This window comes from Kitasatospora sp. GP82 (assembly GCF_029892105.1).
Taxonomy (GTDB): domain Bacteria; phylum Actinomycetota; class Actinomycetes; order Streptomycetales; family Streptomycetaceae; genus Kitasatospora.
Genome location: NZ_JARZAJ010000020.1, coordinates 88,583 through 112,768 on the forward strand (window position 1 = coordinate 88,583; position 24,186 = coordinate 112,768).

Genomic DNA, 24,186 nt, shown 5'->3' on the forward strand with positions numbered 1-24,186 from the left:
GGTCAGTCCTCCTGAGTTGTGGTTGCGGTGGCGCCGGTGATCTCGGCGAGCCGGGCGGCCAGGATCGGCCCGATCTGGGCCAGCGAGCCTGGCTGGGTCATCCGGTCGTGCCGGGTGGTGATGTCGTGCGAGTCGATCCGGCCGCTGACGTAGGGCCGCCAGGTCCCGGCGCCGGCCGAGTCCTCGACCCGGTCGATGGTGGAGTTGAAGAGCAGCAGGTCTCCGTCGTACCGGCCGGGGACGTGGTCGAGCGCCAGCTTCGCGTTGTTGATCATGATCTGGACCACGGCCTCGATCCGCTGTTCGTCCAGGCCGGCCAGCGCGCTGCCGCGCCCGCGCAGGATCTCGGCGACCTCGGCATAGGTCAGCTCTCCATCGCCGAGCTCCGCCAGGTCGCAGTCCAGGATGCCGACCAGCACGTCCCGCTCGCTGGGCACGGGCTCCTCCTCGAAGAGCACGTCCTTGACGGGGTAGGCGTCCAGGATCGCCAGCAGCTCGGTGCGTTCGCCGCGGGACTGGAGCTCGCAGGCGATCGCGTGGGCGATGAGCCCGCCGGCGGACCAGCCGAGCAACCGGTAGGGGCCCTCCGGCTGGACCTTGGTGATCTGGTCGGCGTAGTCGGCCGCCATCTCCTCGTAGGACGCCGGCAGGGTCTCGGGGTGCGCGAGGCCACGGGCCTGGATCGCGTAGATCGGGTACCGCGGACCGATGTGGTTCATCAGCCCGCAGTACGACCAGCTGATGCCGCCGCCGGGGTGGATGCAGAACAGTGGCGGGTGGTCGCCCGTCGGCCGCAGCGGCAGCACCACGTCGTAGGCGTCCTCGGGGTTGGTCATGGCGAGGCGTTCCGCCAGCCCGGCCACCGTCGGCGCTTCGAACAGCGTGCGCAGACCGACCTCCACGCCGAGGGTCTCCCGGACCCGCGAGACCAGGCGGGCGGCCAGCAGCGAGTGCCCGCCGAGGTCGAAGAAGCCCTCGTCGACGCTGACCTGCTCGCGGCCGAGGATCTCGGCGAACAGGTCGGCCAGCAGCTGTTCCTGCGGGGTGCGCGGTCCGCGTCCTGTGCCGCTCGCGCCGTACTCGGGCGCGGGCAGGGCGGCCCGGTCGAGCTTGCCGTTGGCCGTCAGCGGCAGCGCGTCCAGCACCACGAACGCCGACGGCACCATGTACTCGGGCAGTTCGCGGCGCAGCCGTTCGGACACCTCGTCGACCGGCACCGTCGCGCCGGCCGCGGGCACCAGGTAGGCGACGAGCCTCCCCCAGCCGCCGGCCGGGGGTGCCCCCGCGTCGCCCGCCTGGTCCTCGCGGGCCAGGACGGCCGCCTGGCCGACACCGGGGCAGTCGGCGAGCACCGCCTCGATCTCGCCGGGCTCGATCCGGAAACCGCGCAGCTTGACCTGGCTGTCGGCGCGGCCGGCGAACTCCAGCGTGCCGTCCGGCAGCCACCGGGCGAGGTCGCCCGTGCGGTACAGGCGGCCACCAGACGGGCCGAACGGGTCGGCGATGAACCGCTGCGCCGTCAGACCGGGCTGGCCCAGGTAGCCGCGGGCCACGCCCGCCCCGGCGAGGTGGAGCTCACCGGCCACGCCCGGGGGCACCGGCCGCAGTCCGGAGTCGAGCACGTAGGCCCGCATGTTCGCCATCGGCCGACCGATCGGCACCGTCGCGCCGGGTTCGGGCAGCGCGTGGACCCGGTGGTGGGCGGCGAAGGTGGTGGTCTCGGTCGGGCCGTAGCCGTTGACCACCGCGGTGCCGGGGCAGGCCGCGAGGACCCGGGCGACGGCGGCCGGCGGCACCACGTCACCGCCGGTCCACACCTCGTGCACCCCGGCGAGCAGGGTCGGCCGGTCCTCGGCGACCAGGCGGAACAGGCCGGCGGTCAGCCACAGCCCGGTGACCTGGTGCCCCGTGACCGCCTTGTGCAGCTGTTCGAGGTCGAGTCGGCCGGGCGGTGCGACGACGACGGTTCCGCCGCCGAGCAGCGGCACCCAGAGCTCGTAGGTCGAGGAGTCGAAGGCCGTCGGCGAGTGCAGCAGCACCCGCTCGTGACCGCCGCCGCGCCAGCACGGGGCGAGCGCCAGGGCCGCCACGTCGCGGTGGGTGACGCCCACGCCCTTCGGCCGCCCGGTCGAGCCGGAGGTGTACATCACGTACGCCAACTGCCGTGCGTCGCAGTCCACCTGGGGGTCGGCGGCGTCGGGCTCGGCGGGGTCGGGCTCGGCGGGGTCGGGTTCGACCCGGGTGAGCGCGGTCAGCACGTCGTCCGTGAGTACCAGCGCGGCGCCGGTCTCCCGGACGATCAGGTCGATCCGGGCGGACGGGAAGCGCGGATCGAGCGGCACGTACGCCCCGCCCGCCTTGACGACCGCCAGGAGCGCCACGACCAGCTCCGCCGACCGTTCCAGCAGCACCGCGACCGGGGTCTGCGGCCGCACGCCCTGGCCGATCAGCGCCCGGGCGAGGCGGCCCGCGCGCTGGTCGAGCTCCCGGTAGGTCAGCTCGACCCCGCCCGCGACGACGGCCACCGCGTCCGGGGTGGCCCGCACCTGCCGGGCGAACAGCTCCGGCAGGGCGGCCTCGGGCAGTTCGGCCGCGGTGTCGTTGAACTCGCCCAGCAGCCGTCGGCGTTCAGCCGCGGAGAGCAGCTCGATCCGTCCGATCGGCGTTCGCGGATCGGCGGCCACCGCGTGCAGCAGCCGTGTCCAGCGGGCGAACAGCAGCTCCACGGTGGCCGGGTCGAACAGGTCGGTGGCGTACTCGACCGCGCCGACCACGCCCGCCGGAGTGCCGTCCGGGTCGTACTGCTCGGCCAGGCTGAACGTCAGGTCGACCCGCGCGGTGCCGGTCGGCGCCGCGAGATATCCGGTCGTCAGCCCCGGCAGGGTGAACTCGCCCACCGGCGCGTTCTGCAAGGCCAGCATGACCTGGAAGAGCGGGTGGTGCGAGAGCGACCGGACCGGGTTGACCGCTTCGACCAGGTACTCGAAGGGCAGGTCCTGGTTCGCGTAGGCGGTCAGCGCCTTCTGCCGTACCCGGCCGAGGAGTTCGGCGAAGCCGGGGTCGCCGCTGGTGTCGGTGCGCAGCACCAGGGTGTTGACGAAGAAGCCGACGAGCTCGTCCAAGGCCTGGTCGGTGCGGCCCGCGATCGGGCTGCCGATCGGGATGTCCGGGCCGGCGCCCAGCCGGCTGAGCAGCGCAGCCAGGCCGGCCTGCAGCACCATGAACATGCTGGCTCCCTGCATCGTGGCCAACTCGCGCAGCGCACCATGCAGTTCCGCATCCAGCCGGACCTCGATCCGACCGCCGCGCTGGGACGCCGCCGCCGGGCGGGGCCGGTCGGCGGGCAGCTCGACCCGCTCCGGGATCCCGGCCAACTCACGCTTCCAGTAGGCGAGTTGACGAGCAAAGAGGCTGCCCTGGTCGGTGGCGTCGCCGAGCAGGTCACGCTGCCACAGGGTGTAGTCGGCGTACTGCACCGGCAGCGGGGGCCACTGCGGCGCCTCGCCCCGGCAGCGGGCCGCGTAGGCCGCCGCCAGGTCGCGGGAGAGCGGGCCCATCGACCAGCCGTCCCCGGCGATGTGGTGCACGACGACCAGCAGCACGTGCCGGTCCGGGGCCAGCGCGTACAGCTCCGCCCGGATCGGCGGCTCGACGGCCAGGTCGAAGCCGCGCCGGGCCGCCTCCGCCAGCCGGTCGGCCAGCAGGCCTTCGTCGAGCTCGACCACGGGCAGCTCCGCGCCCGCCTCGGCCGTGCTCAGCACCACCTGGTGGGGCACGCCGTCCGCCTCTCCGAAGACCGTCCGCAGGCTCTCGTGCCGGGCGAGAACGTCGGCGAGCGCGGCCCGCAGGGCCGACCGGTCGAGCCCGCCATCCAGGCGCAGCGCGAGCGGCATGTTGTAGGTGGCGCTCGGCCCGTCCATCCGGTGCAGGAACCAGAGGCGGCGCTGGGCGAAGGAGAGTGGCACCCGTTCGGGGCGCGGGCGGGCCGTCAGTGCGGGCCGGGCGGCCGCGGCGCCGTCCAGACGGGCGGCCAGTGCGGCCACCGTCGGCGCCTCGAACAGCGTCCGGACCTCCAGCTCCAGGCCGAAGGCCGCCCGGACCCGGGCGGCCAGACGGGTCGCCAGCAGCGAGTGCCCGCCCAGGTCGAAGAAGCTGTCCGCCACCCCGACCCGGGCCAGCCCGAGCACGTCGGCGAAGAGCTCGGCGAGCAGCTGCTCCTGCGGGGTGCGCGGCGCCCGGCCGACCCCGGCGGAGCCCAGATCAGGGGCGGGTAGCGCGCGGCGGTCGAGCTTGCCGTTGGCGGTCAGCGGCAGCGCGTCCAGCACCACGAACGCCGACGGCACCAGGTAGTCGGGCAGCCGCCCGTGCAGCCAGTCGCGCAGTTCACCGATCAGGGCGCCGGTGGCGCGGCTGCCGGTGGGGCGGTTGGTGAGCGCGGACAGCGCCGTGCCCGGGCCGCGGGTGGGCCGGTACGCCTCGGCCGGACACTGCCCGTGCGCACCGGCGAAGACGACGTCCACGGCGTCGGTGCCGGCGGGCGACCAGGTGACGACCACCGGGCGACCGAGCTCGTCCCCGAGGGCGTGGAAGTCCTCCGGGTCGGGCAGTTCGCCGCCGTCCGGGGCGGGCAGCTGCTGCCGCAGCTGCGTGAGCGGCACGTCCCCGCCCTGCACGGCCCGGGCCAGCTGGGCCTCGTGCGCCACCCGGCGGTTGGGCACCGCACTGACCCGGACCAGGCCGTCGGCCCGCCGGGCGAGGAGCTCGCGCAGCTCCGGCAGGCCGGCGACGTCCCGGCCCCAGGCGAGGTCGACCGTGCCGGGCTGCTCCGCCGGGACGGCGGGCCGCGTGCGCAGCGTGACGTCGTAGCGGTAGCGGGTCAGCTCGTTGTGGTACCGGCCGCGCTTGAGCTCGACGGCCACCTCGGCGATCTCCGTGTCTCGGTCCCGCAGCGCGGTGAAGAAGTCCGGGTCGACCAGGAGCTCCTTCTCCAGCAGGACGGCCTGTTCCACGGCGCGGCGCAGCGCGGCGAGGTCGGAACCGTCCCCGGCCCGGTGCAGTTGGACGGCAGTGGCCAGCGGGCGCAGCAGCCGCAGGTTGCGCACGTCGCCGATGAAGAGCGCCCCGCCCGGGGTGAGCAGCCGCAGCAACCGGTCGACCACCTCGGTCAGATAGTCGGCGGAGGGGAAGTACTGGACCACCGAGTTGATCACGATGGTGTCGAACGTCCCGGTCGGCAGCCCCTCGGTGTCGTGCGCAGGGCGGGTCCGCAGCACGACGCGCTCCGCCAGCTCCGGCCGCCGGGCCACCTGGGCGGCCAGCGCGTCGATCGCGGTGGCGGAGAAGTCGGTCGCCCAGTACGTCTCGCAGTCCGGCGCGAGCTGCGAGAGCAGCAGGCCCGTACCGACGCCGACCTCCAGCACGCGGCGGGGGCGCAGGCCCCGGATGCGCGCGACCGTCGCGTCCCGCCACTCCCGCATCTGCTCGACCGGGATGGGGGTCGCGTCGTAACTGCTGTTCCAGCCGACGAAGTTGTGTCCGAAGTCGGGCTGCTCGGCGGTGATGGGCAGGGCGTCGTAGATGTCCCGCCACTCGCCGACGTGGTCCCGCTCACGATCGCCGTCCCGGCCGGCCTCGTCGCGGGCCACGACGTAGCCGACCAGCCGGTCGTCCTGCGGGAGGACGACGGCCCGGGCCACGGCGGGGTGGGCGAGCAGCGCGGACTCCACCTCACCGGGCTCGACCCGGAAACCACGCACCTTCACCTGGTCGTCCGCCCGGCCGACGAACTCCAACTCGCCATCCGCCCGCATCCGCACCAAGTCCCCCGTGCGGTACATCCGGGAGCCCGCCGGGCCGTACGGACAGGCCACAAACCGACCCGCCGTCAACCCAGGCCGCCCCAGATACCCCCGGGCCAGACCCGCACCCGCCACATACAACTCACCCGGCACACCCGCCGGCACCGGCTGCAACCGACCATCCAGCACATACACCCGCGCGTTCACGATCGGCCGACCGATCGGCGGCACACCCGACCCCGCCGACAACGGACCACTCATCGTCGCGCACACCGTCGTCTCCGTCGGCCCGTACGCGTTGACCATCCGCCGACCCGGCGCCCACCGCACCACCAAATCGGACCCACACGCCTCACCCGCCACCACCAACGTGCCGGCCGTGAGTTCGGCCTCGCCCAGCGCGGCGAGCGCCGAGGGCGGCAGCGTCACATGGGTGACCCCGAGCGCGCGGTCCGTCAGCGCCGCAAGCGGCTCCCCCGCCGGGGGCAGCACCAGGGCAGCACCGCGCAGCAGGGCGGTGCAGACCTCCGACACCGAGGCGTCGAAGCTGGGCGAGGCGAACTGGAGCACCCGGCTGTCGGGTTCGATCGCGAACCGCTCGATCTGGGCAGCGACCAGGCTGGCCACACCCGCGTGGCTGACCACCACGCCCTTGGGCCGGCCGGTCGAACCCGAGGTGTAGATCACGTACGCCGGGTGGCGCAGGTCGAGGGCCACCACCGGGTCGGTGTCCGGCTGTCCGTCGACCTCCGTGACCAGCGACGGATCATCGACCACCACCGCCGGGCGGGCATCGGCCAGCATGGCCGAGATCCGGGAGGCGGGGTACGTCGGATCCACCGGCAGATAGGCGGCCCCGGCCTTCAGCACCCCGAGGACGGCCACCACCCACGCCACCGACCTCGGCAGCGCCACCGCCACCAGCTGCTCCGGCCGCACCCCCCGGGCGATCAGCGCATGAGCGAACCGGTTGGCCGCCTGATTGAGCTCACGGTACGTCAGTTCCGAGTCGGCGCAGACGAGGGCGACCGCGTCCGGGGTGCTGCGCACCTGGACCTCGAAGGCCTTCGGCAGGGTGTCGGCGCCAACCGGCCGTGCGGTGGCGTTGCCCTCCGCCAGCAGCCGACGCCGCTCGGCGTCGCCGAGGATGTCGATCCCGCCGATCGGCTGGTCCGGGTCGGCCGCGACGGCTTCCAGCAGCAGCGTCCAGCGGCGGGCCAGGGTGGCAACCGTCGCCTCGTCGAACAGATCGGTGGCGTACTCGACCGCGCCGACGAGGCCGGCCGGGGCGCCGTCCGGGGCGTGCCGTTCGCTGAGGTTGAATCCCAGGTCGAACTTGGCGGTCTCGGTCGGTACCGCGAAGGCGGAGGCCCTTACGCCGGGCAGCCCGAACTCGCCCATCGGGGCGTTCTGCACGGCCAGGATCGTCTGGAACAGCGGGTGGTGTGCCAGCGACCGGGACGGGTTCAGCACCTCCACCAGGTGCTCGAACGGCACGTCCTGGTGCGCATAGGCGGACAGCGCCGTCTCCCTTACCCCGCCGAGCAGTTCGGCGAAGCTCGGGTCGCCGCCGGTGTCCGTGCGCAGCACCAGCGTGTTGACGAAGAACCCGACCAGCTCGTCGAGCGCCTCGTCGGTGCGGCCCGCGATCGGGCTCCCGATCGGGATATCCGTCCCCGCCCCCAGTCGCGAGTACAGGGCAGCCAGACCCGCCAGCAGCACCATGAACAGACTGGCGCCGGAGCGGCGGGCCAACTCGACCAGGGCGGTGTGCAGTTCGGGGGTCAGTTCGAGGCCGAGGTGGGCGCCCCGGTAGCTCGCGACGGCCGGGCGCGGCCGGTCGGCCGGCAGCTGGAGCTGTTCCGGCAGGTCGGCCAACTGTCGTTTCCAGTAGCCGAGTTGTTCGGCGAACCGGCTGTCAGGATCGGCGGCGTCGCCCAGCAGCTCGCGCTGCCACAGGGTGTAGTCGGCATACTGCACCGGCAGCTGTGCCCACGCGGGCCCGCGGCCCTGGCACCTGGCCGCGTAGGCCTCGGCCAGGTCGCGCGACAGCGGCCCGGTGGACCAGCCGTCCCCGGCGATGTGGTGCATCACGAGCAGCAGCACGTGCTCGTCCGGCGCCAGCGCGAACAGCTCGGCCCGCAGCGGCGGCTCCACCGCCAGGTCGAACGGCTGCCGGGCCGCCTCGCCGAGGTGCCGCACCAGCTCGGCCTCGCGCAGCTCGGTCCGGCGCACCCGGGGCCGGCTCTCGGCCGGGTCGAGCACCCGCTGGCACGGCACGCCGTCCAGCTCGGGGAAGACCGTGCGCAGGCTCTCGTGCCGGGCCGTGACATCGGCCAGCGCCTGCTCCAGCGCACCCCCGTCCAGCATTCCGGTCAGCCGCAGCGCCAGCGGGATGTTGTAGGTGGCGGCGCCCTCCATCCGGTGCAGGAACCAGAGCCGCCGCTGCGCGAAGGACAGCGGTACCGCCTCCGGCCGCCGCTGTGCGCCCAGGGCCGGTCGGGCCCGGCCGGCCTCGGCCAGCCTGGCCGCCAGCCCGGCCACGGTCGGCGACTCGAAGAGCGCGCGCAACGCGACCTCGACTCCGAGCACCGAGCGCACCCGGGCGACCAGCCGGGTGGCGAGCAGCGAGTGCCCGCCGAGGTCGAAGAAGCCGTCCTCCGCACCCACCTCGGACACGCCGAGCACCTCGGCGAACAGCTCGGCGAGCAGCTGCTCCTGCGGAGTGCGGGGCCTGCGGCCGAAGCCGGCCCCGGTGGCCTCCGGCGCGGGCAGGGCCCGGCGGTCCAGCTTGCCGTTCGGTGTCAGCGGCAGCGCGTCCAGCACCATGAAGACGGCCGGGACCAGGTAGTCCGGCAACCGGCCGAGCAGGTGCCCGCGCAGCTGCGTCGGCGTGACCTCGCCGTCCGGGCGCGGCACGACGTAGCCGACCAGCCGGTCGTCCTGCGGGAGGACGACGGCCCGGGCCACGGCGGGGTGGGCGAGCAGCGCGGACTCCACCTCACCGGGCTCGACCCGGAAACCACGCACCTTCACCTGGTCGTCCGCCCGGCCGACGAACTCCAACTCGCCATCCGCCCGCATCCGCACCAAGTCCCCCGTGCGGTACATCCGGGAGCCCGCCGGGCCGTACGGACAGGCCACGAACCGACCCGCCGTCAACCCAGGCCGCCCCAGATACCCCCGGGCCAGACCCGCACCCGCCACATACAACTCACCCGGCACACCCGCCGGCACCGGCTGCAACCGACCATCCAGCACATACACCCGCGCGTTCACGATCGGCCGACCGATCGGCGGCACACCCGACCCCGCCGACAACGGACCACTCATCGTCGCGCACACCGTCGTCTCCGTCGGCCCGTACGCGTTGACCATCCGCCGACCCGGCGCCCACCGCACCACCAAATCGGACCCACACGCCTCACCCGCCACCACCAACGTGCCGGCCGTGAGTTCGGCCTCGCCCAGCGCGGCGAGCGCCGAGGGCGGCAGCGTCACATGGGTGACCCCGAGCCCGTGGTCCGTCAGCGCCGCAAGCGGCGCCTCGGCCGGGGCAAGCACCAGGGCGGCCCCGGTCAGCAGGGCGCTGCACAGGTCCCAGAAGGACGCGTCGAAGCTGGGCGAGGCGAACTGGAGCACCCGGCTGTCCGGCCCGATCGCGAGCCGCTCGACCTGCGCCGCCACCAGGCTCGGCACGCCCGCGTGGCTGACCGCCACCCCCTTGGGCCGACCGGTCGAACCGGAGGTGTAGATCACGTACGCCGGGTGCAGGGGATCCAGCCCGACCGCCGGGTCGGTGTCCGGGTACTCACTCGTCCCGGTCACCATGGCCGGGTCGTCGACCAGCAGCGCCGGCCGCGCGTCCGCCAGCATGAACGCGATCCGCGAAGCCGGGTACGTCGGATCCACCGGCAGATAGGCGGCCCCGGCCTTCAGCACCCCGAGGACGGCCACCACCCACGCCACCGACCTCGGCAGCGCCACCGCCACCAGCTGCTCCGGCCGCACCCCCCGGGCGATCAGCGCATGAGCGAACCGGTTGGCCGCCTGGTTCAGTTGACCGTACGTCAGCTCAACGCCCTCGGACACCAGGGCGACAGCCTCCGGAGCCATCCGTACCCGGGCCTCGAACAGTGCCGGGACGTGATCGTCCGCCGGCTGTCGTGCGCTGTCGTTGCACCCCGCCAGCAGGGCGCGGCGCTCGTCCGCCCCGAGCAGGTCGATCGCGCTGATCGGCCGCGCGGGGGCGGCCGCGGCGGCGGCCAGCAGCCTGGTCCACCGGGCGACCAGGGTCTCGACCGTCCCGCGATCGAAGAGATCGGTGCTGTACTCGACCACGCCGAGCAGGCCGGCCGGACTCCCGTCCACCGCCCGGCTCTCCGCCAGACCGAAGGTCAGGTCGAGCCGCGAGGTCCCGGTCGGCACCGGCATCCCGGAGACCGTCAGGCCGGGCAGCTCGAAGTCTCCCATCGGCGCGTTCTGCAGGGCCAGCGCGGTCTGGTACAGCGGGTGGTACGACAGCGACCGGGACGGGTTCAGCACCTCCACCAGGTGCTCGAACGGCACGTCCTGGTGCGCGTAGGCGGACAGCGCCGTCTCCCGCACCCGCCCCAGCAGCTCTTCGAAACTCGGGTCGCCACCGGTGTCCGTGCGCAACACCAGCGTGTTGACGAAGAACCCGACCAGCTCGTCCAACGCCTCGTCGGTGCGGCCCGCGACCGGGCTCCCGATCGGGATGTCGGTGCCTGCGCCCAGCCGGGTGTACAGCGCCACCAGCCCCGCCTGCAGCACCATGAACAGGCTGACTCCGCAACGCCGGGCCAACTCGACCAGCGCGGCGTGCAGTTCGGCGTCCATCCGGATGTCCAGCAGGTCGCCGCGGTAGGACATGGCGGCCGGCCGGGACCGGTCGGCCGGCAGTTGGATCCGCTCGGGCAGCCCGGCCAGCGCGCCGGTCCAGTACCCGACCTGGCGCGCGAACACGCTGTCCGGATCGGACTCGTCACCGAGGATCTCATGCTGCCAGAGCGTGTAGTCCGCGTAACTCACCGGCAGCGGCGCCCAGTCGGGTGCCCGGCCACTGGTCCGGGCGGCGTACGCGGTGGCGAGGTCACGAGAGAGCGGGCTCATCGACCAGCCGTCGCCGGCGATGTGGTGCATCACGACCAGCAGCACGTGCTCGTCCGGCGCCAGCGCGAACAGCTCGGCCCGGACCGGGATCTCCGCTGTCAGGTCGAACCCGCGCACCGCCGCCTCGCGCAGCAGCTCCGGAAGCTCCCCTTCCCCACTCTGGCGCACCGTCAACGGGACGGGCACCTCCGAGGCGTCCAGCACCCGCTGCTGCGGCATGCCGCCGGTGTGCGGGAACACGGTGCGCAGGCTCTCGTGCCTGGTCACCACGTCCTTCAGGGAGGCCGCCAGCGCCTTCGGGTCGAGCCGGCCGGACAGCCGCAGCGCCAGCGGCATGTGATAGGTGGCGCTGGGAGTCCCGAACTGGTGCAGGAACCAGAGTCGTTGCTGGGCGAAGGAGAGCGGCATCGGCTCGCGGCGCGGCCTGGGCACCAGCGCCTGCCGCGCGGTGCCGGCGTCCTCCAGCCGGGCGGCGAGCCCGGCCGGCGTCGGCGTCAGGAACAGGCTGCGCAGCTCAAGTTCGACCCCGAGGGTCGCCCGCACCCGCGACACCAGCCGGGTCGCCAGCAACGAGTGGCCGCCCAGGTCGAAGAAGCCGTCCTCGACGCCGACCTGCGGCCGGCCCAGCACCTCGGCGAACAGCTCGCACAGGATCGCCTCCTGCGGGGTGCGCGGCGCTCGGCCGGCACCCGCAGCCCCGTACTCGGCCGCGGGCAGGGCCCTGCGGTCGAGCTTTCCGTTCGGCGTCAGCGGCAGCGCGTCCAGCAGCACGAAGGCGGCCGGCACCATGTACTCCGGCAGCCGCTCGCGCAGGTGGGCCCGCAGGGCCGCCGGGGTGGCCCCGGCACCGGCCGACGGCACCACGTACGCGACGATCCGGGTATCGCCCGGCCGGTCCTCGCGGGCCAGCAGCGCCGCCCGGGCCACCCCGGGGTGCACCGCCAACTCGGCCTCGATCTCGCCCGGTTCGATCCGGAAGCCGCGCACCTTCACCTGGTGGTCGCCGCGGCCGGCGAACTCCAACTCGCCGTCGGCGCGCCACCGGCCCAGGTCCCCGGTCCGGTACATCCGCGAGCCCGCCGGGCCGTACGGGTTGGCGACGAACCGCGCCGCAGTCGGCCCGGGCCGGTTGAGGTAGCCGCGGGCCAGCCCCTCGCCCGCCAGATAGAGCTCGCCCGTGACCCCCGGCGCGACCGGCCGCAGGGCCGAATCCAGCACGTACACCTGGGTGTTGGCGATCGGGCGGCCGATCGGCACCGGCAGCGGGCAGTCGGCGGGGTCCGCGGGCAGCGGGTAGGCGGTGACCACGTGGGTCTCGGCGGGGCCGTAGTGGTTGTGCAGCTCCCGGCCGGGGCGGCGGGTCTGGAAGCGGCGCAGCCCGCCGCCCAGCCGCATCGCCTCACCGGCCTGGGCGACCAGCCGCAGGCTCGGCAGCTCCCAGCCGTGCTCCTCGGCGGCTTCGGCCAGCGCCTCGATCACCAGGTTGGGCGCGAACAGTTCCGCGACCTGGTGGCGGTCCAGCCACCGGGCCAGCAGCTCGGCGCTGCGGCGCTGCTCGTCGGTCGGCACCACCAGCGTCTTGCCGAACAGCAGTGCGGAGAGCATCTCCTGCACCGAGACGTCGAAGCTGATCGCGGTGAACTGCGCGGTCCGGGTGCCGACTTCGCCGCCGATGGCGCGGTGGTGCCAGCGCAGCAGGTTGACCAGCCCGGCGGCGGGCATCACCACGGCCTTGGGCCGGCCGGTCGAGCCGGAGGTGTAGATGACGTAGGCCGGGTGGTCCGGCGACAGTCCGCCGGTCCGGTCGGCGTCGGTGGGGTCGGTCTCCCGGTGCCCCTCGGTCGCCTGCCCGGCCGCCGCGTCGTCGAGCACGGCCGCGAGGTCGTCGAGCACGGCCGCGAGGTCGTCGAGCACGACGGCCGGCCGCGCGTCGTCGAGCATGTAGGCGATCCGGGCGGCGGGGTAGTCCGGGTCGATCGGCAGGTAGCCGGCGCCGGTCTTGAGCACCGCGAGGACGGCGACCACCAGCTCCGCGGAGCGCGGCAGCCGCAGCGCGACGAGCCGCTCCGGCCCCACCCCGCGCCCGATCAGCGCGTGAGCCAGCCGGTTGGCCCGGGCGTTCAGCTCGCCGTAGGTCAGCACGGTGTCCTCGAACACCACAGCCGGGGTCTGCGGAGTGGCCCGGACCTGGGCCTCGAACAGGGCGGGCAGGGTGGTGGCGGGGGCATGGTCCGCGGTGTCGTTGCGCTCGACCAGCAGCTCGTGCCGCTCCTCTGCGGTCAGCACGTCGAGCCGGCTCAGCGGCCGGTCCGGCTCGGCGACCACGGCCGCCAGCAGCCGCGCCCAGCGGGCCACCAGCGTCTCCACCGTGCCCCGGTCGAACAGGTCGGCGGCGTACTCGACATAGCCGAAGACGCCCTGGGCCGCCGCGCCGGTGCCGCCGCGCTCCAGCAGGTGGAAGGCGAGGTCGAACATCGCGGTGGGCGTCTGCACCGGCAGGATCTCGGCGGCCACACCGGGCAGCTCGAAGGCGGAGCGGGGCGCGTTCTGCAGGGCCAGCATGGCCTGGAACAGCGGCTGGCGGACCAGCGAGCGGGCCGGGTTGAGGGTCTCGACCAGGTACTCGAACGGCAGGTCCTGGTTGGCGTACGCGGCCAGCGCGTTCTTCCGGACCCGGGCCAGCAGCTCCGCGAAGGTCGGGTCCCCGGAGGTGTCGGTGCGCAGCACCAGCGTGTTGACGAAGAACCCGACCAGCTCGTCCAACGCCTGGTCGGTGCGACCGGCGATCAGGCTGCCGAGGGGGATGTCGGTGCCCGCGCCCAGCTTACTGAGCAGCGCGGCGAGCCCCGCCTGGAGCACCATGAAGACGCTGGCGCCGCACTCCCGGCCCAGCCGGACCAGCCCCTCGTGCAGCTCGGCGTCCAGCTCCACGGGGACGTGCCCGCCCCGGCAGGAGACGGTCGCGGGGCGGGGCCGGTCGACGGGCAGCGGGATCTGCTCCGGCAGGTCGGCCAACTGCTGTTTCCAGTAGGCCGCCTGGCGCGCGAACAGGCTATCGGGGTCGGTTCGGTCGCCGAGCAGCCGGTCGTGCCAGAGCGTGTAGTCGGCGTACTGGACCGGCAGCGCCTGCCACCCCGGTTCCTCGCCCTGGCGGCGCGCCGCGTACGCGGTGGACAGGTCGGCGGAGACCAGGCCCAGTGACCAGCCGTCACCCGCGATGTGGTGGATCACCACCAGCAGCACGTGCTCGTCCGGCGCCAGCTCGAACAGCTCGGCGCGCACGGGCGGTTCGGCGGCCAGGTCGAACCCGCGGGCGACGGCCGCCACCAGCGCGCCGTCCAGTCCGGTCGCGGTGATCCGGCTCACCGGCAGCCCGGGGCGCACGGCCCCGATGTCCAGCACCCGCTGGTACGGCACGCCGTCCTCCTGCGGGAAGATCGTCCGCAGGGTCTCGTGCCGTGCCACCACATCCCCGAGCGCCGTTTCCAGCGCCGCCCGGTCGAGCGGCCCCGACAGCCGCCAGGCCAGCGGAATGTTGTAGATCGGGCCGGCGCCCTCCAACTGGTCCAGGAACCAGAGCCGTTGCTGCGCGTACGACAGCGACACCCGGCCGGGCGACGCCGCACGGTCCAGCGCTGGGCGGGCCCGGCCGGCCCCGCCCAGCGCGGCGGCCAGGCCGGCCACCGTGGGCCTCTCGAACAGGGTGCGCAGCTCCAACTCCACCCCGAGGGTCGCGCGCACCCGGGCCGCCAGCCTGGTGGCCAGCAGCGAGTGCCCGCCCAGCTCGAAGAAGTCGTCGTCGGCCCCGACCCCGGCCACCCCCAGCACCTGGGCGAACAGCCCGGCGAGGACGTGCTCCTGCGGGGTGCGCAGCGCCCGGCCGGCCGGCGACCCGGTGAACTCGGGCGCGGGCAGGGCGCGCCGGTCCAGCTTGCCGTTGACGGTCAGCGGCAGGCGGTCCAGCACTACGAAGGCGGCCGGCACCAGGTACTCCGGCAGCCGCTCGCGCAGCTGAGCACGCAACGCCTCCGGTGCGACGGTCTCCCCCGCGGCGGGCACCAGGTAGGCGATCAGGCGGGTGTCGTCCGCCCGGTCCCGCCGAGCGATCACCGCCACCTGGCCTACCTGCGGGTGCGCGGCCAACGCCGCCTCGATCTCGCCGAGTTCGATCCGGAAACCGCGCACCTTCACCTGGTCGTCGGCCCGGCCCGCGTACTCCAGCGTCCCGTCCACGCGCCACCGCACCAGGTCGCCGGAGCGGTAGGCACGCGCGCCGGCGGGCCCGTACGGGTCGGCGACGAACCGCCCGGCGGTCAGGCCCGGCCGGTTCAGGTAGCCGCGGGCCAGGCCCGCGCCCGCCACGTACAGCTCGCCCACCACACCGGGCGGCACCGGGTTCAGGTGCGCGTCCAGCACGTACGCGCGCAGGTCGGGGATGGCGGTGCCGATGGTGCCGGCGGTGTCGGCGGTGCGGGCGCCGTCCAGCGCGGCATGGGTGACGTGCACGGTGGTCTCGGTGATGCCGTACATGTTGACCAGCCGCGGCGCGTCCTCGGGGTGCCGCCGGTACCAGTCGGCGAGCCGGGCCGGCTCCAGCGCCTCACCGCCGAAGACCACCGTGCGCAGCGCCAGCCGCCGCCCGGTCTCCGGGTCCTCCCGGTCGGCCTGCATCAGCTGGTAGAAGGCGGAGGGCGTCTGGTTGAGCACGGTCACCCGCTCGTCGGCGAGCAGGCGCAGGAACCGCTCCGGCGAGCGGCTGACCTCGAAGGGCACCACGACCAGCCGGCCGCCGTGCAGCAGCGCGCCCCAGATCTCCCACACCGAGAAGTCGAAGGCGTACGAGTGGAACAGCGTCCACCCGTCGTCGGCGGAGAAGTCGAACCAGTGCCGGGTGGCGTCGAACAGCCGCACCACGTTGTGGTGCGGGATCACCACGCCCTTGGGATTCCCGGTGGAGCCGGAGGTGTAGATGACGTAGGCCGCGTTCTCGGGCGCGATGCTGACGCCCGGGTCCTCGTCGGGCATTTCGGACAGCTCGGCGGCGTCGAGCAGCAGATGGTCCAGGCCGCCGGTGCCGGGCAGGTCGACCGCCTGGGTGGTCAGCACTAGCGCGGGCCGCGCGTCTTCGAGCAGGTACGCGATCCGGGCGGCCGGGTAGTCGGGGTCGATCGGCAGGTAGGCGGCCCCGGTCTTGAGCACCGCCAGGACGGCGACCACCAGCTCGGCGGAGCGCGGCAGGGCCAGCGCCACCAGCTGCTCCGGGCCCACCCCGCGCCGGATCAGCGCGTGGGCCAGCCGGTTGGCCCGGGCGTTCAGCTCGCCGTACGTCAGCGTGGTCGCGCCGGACACCACGGCGACCGCCTCCGGCCGCTGCCGGGCCCGGGCCAGGAACAACGCGGGCAGATCAGCGGACGGCTCCGGAGTGGTGAAGTCGGCCGGTGCGGGGAGCAGTTCGCGGCGCTCCTCGGCGGTCAGCAGGTCGATGTGGCTGAGCCGGCGCCGCGGGTCGGCGACCGCCGCGCCGAGCAGCCGCACCCAGCGCGCGATCATCGTCTCGACGGTGGCCCGGTCGTACAGGTCGTCGGCGTACTCGACGAACCCGTCGATCCCCTCCGGGGCGCCGTCCTCGGCGTGCCGCTCGGACATCGAGAAGATCAGGTCGAGCTTGGAGGTGGTGGTGGTCAGCTTCACCTCGCCGACCGCCAGCCGGGGCGGGGCGAAGTCGGCCCGCGGGGCGTTCTGCAGCACCAGCATCACCTGGAACAGCGGGTGGTGCGACAGCGACCGGACCGGGTTGAGGGCCTCGACCAGGTATTCGAACGGCAGTTCCTGGTTGGCGTAGCCGGCCAGCGCGGTGTCCCGGACCCGGGCCAGCAGCTCCGCGAAAGTCGGGTCCCCGGCGGTGTCGGTGCGCAGCACCAGCGTGTTGACGAAGTACCCGACCAGCTCGTCCAACGCCTGGTCGGTGCGGCCGGCGATCAGGCTGCCGACCGGGATGTCCTCGCCCCCGCCGAGCTTGCTCAGCAGGGCCGCCAGCCCGGCCTGCAGCACCATGAACAGACTGGTGCCGTGCGCGCGGGCGAGCTCGCGCAGGCCGCGGTGCACCTCCGCGTCCAGTCCGGTCCGCACGAAGCCGCCCCGATGCGAGGCGACCTCCGGCCGGGGCCGGTCGGTGGGCAGCTCGAGCTGCTCCGGCAGGTCGGCCAACTGCCGTTTCCAGTAGGCGGCTTGCCGGGCGAAGAGGCTGTCCTGGTCGGCAGCGTCGCCGAGCAGCTCGTGCTGCCACAGGGTGTAGTCGGCGTACTGGACCGGCAGCGCCTCCCACCGCGGCTCCTCGCCGCGCCGGCGCGCCGTGTACGCGGCGGTGAGGTCCTGGGCCAGCGGGCCAAGCGACCAGCCGTCACCGGCGATGTGGTGGATCACCAGCAGCAGCACGTGCTCGTCCGGCGCCAGCTCGAACAGCTCAGCGCGCAGGGGCAGTTCGGTCTCCAGGTCGAACTGCCGGGCCAGCGCCCGGGCCAGCACGCCGTCCAGCTCGGCCTCGGTGGTCGAGCTCACCGGCAGTGGCGGGCGCCCCGCCACGGCGTCCAGCACCCGCTGGTGCGGCATGCCGTCCACCGCCGGGAACACCGTCCGCAGGCTCTCGTGCCGGGCCACCACGTCCGCCAGGGCGGCCTGCAACGCCGGGCGGTCGAGCGGCCCGGACAGCCGCCAGGCCAGCGGGATGTTGTAGTTGGCGCTGGCCCCCTCCAACTGGTGCAGGAACCACAGCCGCCGCTGCGCGAACGACAGCGGGATCCGCTCCGGCCGCGGGTACGGAACCAGGGCCAACTGCGCCTGCCGGGCGCCCGCGAGGGCGGCGGCGAGCGCGGCCGGGGTCGGCGCCTCGAACAGGGTGCGCAGCTCCAGCTCCACCCCGAGGGTCGCGCGGACCCGGGCGGCCAGCCGGGTCGCCAGCAGCGAGTGCCCGCCCAGCTCGAAGAAGCTGTCCGCCACCCCGACCTCGGCGACCCCGAGGACCTCGGCGAACAGCTCGCACAGGATCTGCTCCTGCGGTGTGCGGGCCGCGCGGCCGGTCCCCCGGGAGGCGAACTCGGGTGCGGGCAGCGCCCGCCGGTCCAGCTTGCCGTTGGTGGTCAGCGGCAGCACGTCCAGCACCACGAACGCGGACGGCACCATGTACTCCGGCAACCGCTCCGCCAGGTGCTCGCGCAGCTCGGCCGAGCGCGGGACGGCGCCCGCGGCCGGCACCAGGTATCCGACCAGCCGGGTGTCATCGGCGCGGTCCTGCCGGGCCAGCACCGCGACCTGGGCGACTCCCGGGTGCGCGGCCAGCGCCGCCTCGATCTCGCCGAGCTCGATCCTGAAGCCGCGCACCTTCACCTGCTGGTCGGCCCGGCCGACGAAGCGCAGGCTTCCGTCGGCGGCCCGGGACACCACGTCCCCGCTACGGTACATCTGCGACCCGGCCGGCCCGAACGGGTCGGCGACGAACCGCCCGGCGGTCAGGCCCGGCCGGTTCAGGTAGCCGCGCGCCAGCCCGGCGCCCGCCACGTACAGCTCGCCGGCCACGCCCGGGGCCACCGGCCGCAGGTGCGCGTCCAGCACGTACGCGCGCAGGTCGGGGATGGCCGCCCCGACCACGCCGGCCGCGCCGGCCGCGGCATCGGACCGGCCCAGCGCCGCGTAGGTCACGTGCACCGTGGTCTCGGTGATGCCGTACATGTTGACCAGTCGCGGCGCGTCCTCCCGATGCAGCCGGTACCAGCTCGCCAGCCGGGCGGGCTCCAGCGCCTCGCCGCCGAACACCACGGTGCGCAGGGCCAGCGAACGGCCCGTCTCCGGCGCCTCCTGGTCCGCCTGCATCAGCTGGTAGAACGCGGACGGCGTCTGGTTCAGCACCGTCACGCCCTCGCGGGCCAGCAGCTCCAGGAACCGCTGGGGCGACCGGCTGGTCTCGTAGTCCACGACCACCAGCCGCCCGCCGTACAGCAGCGGGCCCCACAGCTCCCACACCGAGAAGTCGAAGGCGTAGGAGTGGAAGAGCGTCCACACGTCGTCGGCGGAGAAGTCGAACAGCGCCGAGGTGGCGCCGAACAGCCGCACCACGTTCCGGTGCGGGACCACCACGCCCTTGGGGTTCCCGGTGGAGCCGGAGGTGTAGATGACGTACGCCGGATGCCGCGGATCGACGGCGACGCCCGGGTCGCCGTCCGGGCCGGCGGCCACCAGCGCGGTGGTCGCCGGGTCGTCCAGCAGCAGCCGGTCCACGGAGTCCGCGCCCGGCAGCTGACCGACCCGATCTACCGTCAGCAGCAGGGTGGGCCGGGCGTCTTCGAGCAGGTAGGCGATCCGGGCGGCCGGGTAGCTCGGGTCCACGGGGACGTACGCGGCGCCGGACTTGAGCACCGCGAGGACCGCCACCACCAGCTCGGCCGAGCGCGGCAGCGCCAGCGCCACCAGCTGCTCCGGGCCCACGCCCCGGGCGATCAGGGCGTGCGCGAGCCGGTTGGCCCGCGCGTTCAACTCGCCGTAGGTGAGCGTGGACTCGCCACACACCACCGCGACCGCGGCCGGGTTCGCCCGCACCCGCTCCTCGACCAGCGCGGTGATGGTGCTCTGCGGGGTGCGCTCGTCCGACTCGCCGCCGGACGGCAGCAGTTCGCGCAGTTCCTCGGCCGACAGCAGGTCGATCCGGCCGATCCGCCGGCCGGGGTCGGTGGCCACCGCCCGCAACAGCCGCAGCCACCGCTCGACGATCCCGGCCACGGTGGCCGCGTCGAACAGGTCGGTGCTGTACTCCACCACGCCCGACAGCCCGTCCGCGCCGGGCTGTTCGGCGAGGATGAAGGTCAGGTCGCACTTGGCCGTCCCGGTGTGGACCAGGCCGGTCGCCACCCGCAGCCGGGCGAGGTCGAACTCGCCGAGCGGGGCGTTCTGCAGGACGAGCATGGTCTGGAACAGGGGGTGGTGCGACAGCGACCGGGACGGGTTCAGCACCTCCACCAGGTGCTCGAACGGCAGGTCCTGGTGCGCGTACGCGGCCAGGGCGTTGGCGCGCACCCGGCCCAGCAGCTCGGTGAAGGACGGGTCGCCCGTCAGATCGGTGCGCAGCACCAGCGTGTTGACGAAGAAGCCGACCAGCTCGTCCACGGCCTCGTCGGTGCGCCCGGCGATCGGGGTGCCGACCGGGACGTCGGTGCCGGCACCGAGTTTGCCCAACAGGGCGGCCAGGCCCGCCTGGAGCACCATGAACAGGCTGGCCTCGCCGTCGCGGGCGAGTTCACACAGGCTCCGGTGCAACTCGGCGTCGAGCCGCACCGGCACCTGGGCGCCCCGGAAGGACATCGCCGCCGGCCGGGGCCGGTCGAACGGCAGCTCGACCTGCTCGGGCAGTCCCGCCAACTGCTGGGACCAGTAGGCCAGCTGGCCGTTCAGCAGGCTTCCCGGATCGGACTCGTCACCGAGCAGTTCCCGCTGCCAGAGGGTGTAGTCGGTGTACTGGACCGGCAGCGGCGCCCACCCGGGCTCGGCGCCCTCGGCCCGGGCCGCGTAGGCGGTCGTCAGGTCCCGCGACAGCGGCCCCATCGACCAGCCGTCACCGGCGATGTGGTGCACCACCAGCAGCAGCACATGCTCTTCGGCGCCCAGCACGAACAGCTCGGCGCGCAGCGGCGGTTCCACCGCCAGTTCGAAGCCGTGCCGGGCCGCCGCGGCCAGCCGGTCCGCCAGCTCCCGCTCGCCGACCTCGGTCACCCGCACTCGCGGCCGCGCCGCGTCCAGGTCCAGCACCCGCTGGCAGGGCACACCGTCCACCGCCGGGAAGACGGTACGCAGGCTCTCGTGCCGCTCGACCACGTCCGCCAGCGCGGCTTCCAGCGCCCGCTGGTCCAGCTCCCCCGACAGCCGCAGCGCCAGCGGGACGTTGTAGGTGGCGCTCGGGCCCTCCATGTGGTGGAGGAACCACAGCCGACGCTGCGCGAAGGAGAGCGGCACCGTCTCGGGCCGCTCGCGCCGCACCAGAGCCGGCCGCGCCCCGCCGGCCCCGTCCAGCGCGGCGGCCAGGCCCGCCACCGTCGGCGCGTCGAACAGGTCGCCCAGCGCCAGCTCCACACCCAGCACCGAACGCGCCCGGGCGACCAGCCGGGTGGCCAGCAGCGAGTGGCCGCCCAGGTCGAAGAAGCTCTGGTCCAGGCCGACTTCGGGCACGCCGAGCACCTCGGCGAAGAGTCCGGCGATCAGGTGCTCGGCCGCGCTCCGCGGGGCCCGGCCGACGGCCGGGCGGGTCGGCCCGGGGGTCGGCAGGGCCTGGCGGTCGAGCTTTCCGGTGGGTGTCTGTGGGAGGGCGTCCAGCGTCACGAAGCCGGCGGGCACCAGGTGCTCCGGCAGCCGTTCGCGCAGGTGGGCGCGGAGGTCGTCGGCGGCGGGCGCGGCACCGGGCACCGGCACCAGGTAGGCGACCAGCCGGGCCTCACCGTCGGTGTGCGCCAGGACCGCGGCGTGCGCGACCTGCGGGTGGGCGGTGAGCGCGGCCTCGATCTCGCCGGGCTCGACCCTGAAGCCCCGGATCTTCACCTGGTCGTCGGCCCGGCCGAGGAACTCCAGCTGCCCGTCCGCGCCCCAGCGCGCCAGGTCGCCGGTGCGGTACACAAGTGTGCCGGCGGGCCCGTACGGGTCGGCGACGAACCGCGCGGCGGTCAGGCCCGGCCGGTTCAGGTAGCCGCGCGCCACCCCGGCACCGGCGACGTACAGCTCGCCCGGCGTGCCGCACGGCACCGGCCGGAGTGCGCCGTCCAGCAGGTACAGCCGGGTGTTGGCGGTCGGCCGCCCGATCACCGGCTGCGGGCTCGACGCCAGCGGCGCGACGACCGCGTCGACGGTGCACTCGGTGGGCCCGTAGAAGTTGAAGCAGGCCACCCCGTCGGCCTCCCGCAGCTGTGTCCACAGCCGCTCGGGCACCGCCTCGCCGCCGGCCACGACCACCCGGGGGCGGTGCCGCTGGCCGGCCAACAGGCCGTGATCCAGCAGGACTTGCAGGTAGGCCGGGGTGGCGTTGACGAAGTCGATCCGGTGCCGCACGGCGTACTCGACGAAGGCGTCCGGGTCGGTCCACACCGCCAGGTCCAGGACGTGCAGCTGATGTCCGGCGAAAAGGCAGAAGAGCTGGTCCCAGGAGGCGTCGAAGGAGACCGAGGTGGTCAGCGCCACCCGTGCCCGGCTGCCGAGCAGCGGCGGGAACAGCTCCCGCCACTGGCCGGTGAAGAGGCTCGCCAGGCCGCCGTACGTCGCGACCACGCCCTTGGGACGCCCGGTGGAGCCGGAGGTGTAGACGACGTACGCGGGCCGGCGCGGATCGGCGGCCACCGCCGGGTCGTCCGCCGGGCAGCCGGCCAGCAGGGCGACGGTCTCGGGGGCGTCGAGCACCAGCGGCTCGACCGGGCCCGGCGGCGCGAGCCGGTCCCTGGTCCGGGTGTCGGTCAGCAGCAGCACCGGACGGGCGTCGTCGAGCAGGTGGGCGATCCGGGCGGCCGGGTGGTCCGGGTCGACCGGGAGGTAGGCCGCCCCGGTCTTCAGCACGGCCAGGATCGCCACCACCAGCTCGGCCGAGCGCGGCAGCGCCAGCGCCACCAGCCGTTCGGGCCCGGCGCCCCGGGCGATCAACGCCTGCGCCAACCGGTTCGCGCGGGCGTCGAGTTCGGCGTAGGTCAGCGCGACCTCGCCGGCCACCACCGCGACCGCCTCCGGCGTCCGGCACAGCTGCGCCCGGAACAGCTCCGGCAGGCCGGCCGCGGGGGCGCCGACCGCCGGCCCGGTGCCCAGGGCCAGCAGCTCACCGTGCTCCTCGGCCCCGAGCAGGTCGATCCGACCGACCGGCTGGTGCGGGTCGCCGTCCGCGAGGGTCTCCAGCAGTTCGATCAACCGCCGCTGGTGGGTGAGGAGTTCGCTCTCCTGGTAGACCTCCGGGGCAGCCCGGAGTTCGATCCTCGGGCCGTCGTCGTCCCGGCCGCCGGCCGCCCAGACCGCCAGGTCGCCGGCCAAGCCGCTGAGCAGGCGGTGGGCCGTGGCGCGCTGCCCGGCGAACGTCGGCTCGGCGTCGAACGACATGATGTTGACGACCAGTGGGAAGGCCGTCTCGATGCTGCCGGCCTGCCCGAGGTCCCGCAGCAGGTCCTCGCTCCGGTACCGCTGGTGCGCCAGCGCGGCATGCACCTCCCGGGCCGTCTGCGCGACCAGGTCGGACCACGGCTGGTCAGGCCGGACCGACAGGCGCAGCGGCACCACGTTCGACACCGCACCGGGCGTCGCCATCAGCACCGGGTCGCCCGCCCGGCCGGTGACGGCGAGGCCGAGCACCACCTCCCGGGCCCCGGTCAGCCGGTGCGCGTACAGCGCCATGGCCGCGACCAGGACCCGGGACCAGCGGACGCCCGTGCGCTCGGCCGCCTCGCGCAGCGCCTCGGGGCGCCGGGTGCCGGCCGCCGGGGTGCGCCGGACCCCGGTGTCCGGGCCGCTCGGCAGCCGGTCGCAGAGCCGGGTCGGTGCCGGACGGTCGGCGAACCGCTCGGTCCAGTAGGCGCGGTCGGCGGCCCACTGCTCGCCGTCGCGGTAGGCCGTGTCACTGCCGACCAGTTCGGCCAGCGAGCCGAACGGGGACGGCGGCACCGGCCGCCCCTGCGCCAGCGCCGTGTACGTCTGCGCCACCCGCCGCCCCACCATGGAGAAGCCGTAGCCGTCCATCACCAGGTGGTGGTAGCTCTGGTAGAAGAGGAACCGGTCCGCCGCCACCGTGATCAGCGCGAAGCTGAACAGCGGGTCGCGGGCGAGGTCCAGCGGCCGGACCCGGTCCCGCGCCATCCACCGCCGCGCGGCCGCGAGCGGCGCGGCCTCCCCGCTGACGTCCACCCGTACCGGCTGCCACTCCCACCGCTCGCGGACGACCTGGCGCGGGCCGTCACCGTCCTCGTCGAAGCTGACGTGCAGCGCGTCGATCTCGTCGACGACCCCGCGCAGCGCGGTCTCGAACAGCTCCGGGTCGACCGGCCCGTGGACCTCCAGGTACTCGCCGATGCGATAGGCCGGAATCGCCGTCCGGGATCGCTGCTCGGCGAGCCAGATCTCGCGTTGGGCCGCCGTCAGGGGAAGGGCGTCGCCGTCGCGACGGGACATGAGTACCTCCGAAAGGGGTGGGCAGGCTTGGTGGCAGGGCGCGCGGCGGCGCGCCGACCGCGGCGCTCTCACGCGGTCGGCGACTCGG

1 protein-coding gene is annotated in these 24,186 nt (G+C 74.4%); it reads right to left on the reverse strand.

Annotation, left to right across the window (positions count from 1 at the left end; all coding sequences use genetic code 11):
• Positions 1 to 2: 2 nt before the first annotated feature.
• Positions 3 to 24,098: a non-ribosomal peptide synthase/polyketide synthase gene (locus P3T39_RS22185; RefSeq protein WP_280700220.1), complete on the reverse strand. Its 24,096-nt coding sequence runs from the start codon at positions 24,096 to 24,098 to the stop codon at positions 3 to 5.
• Positions 24,099 to 24,186: the final 88 nt, after the last annotated feature.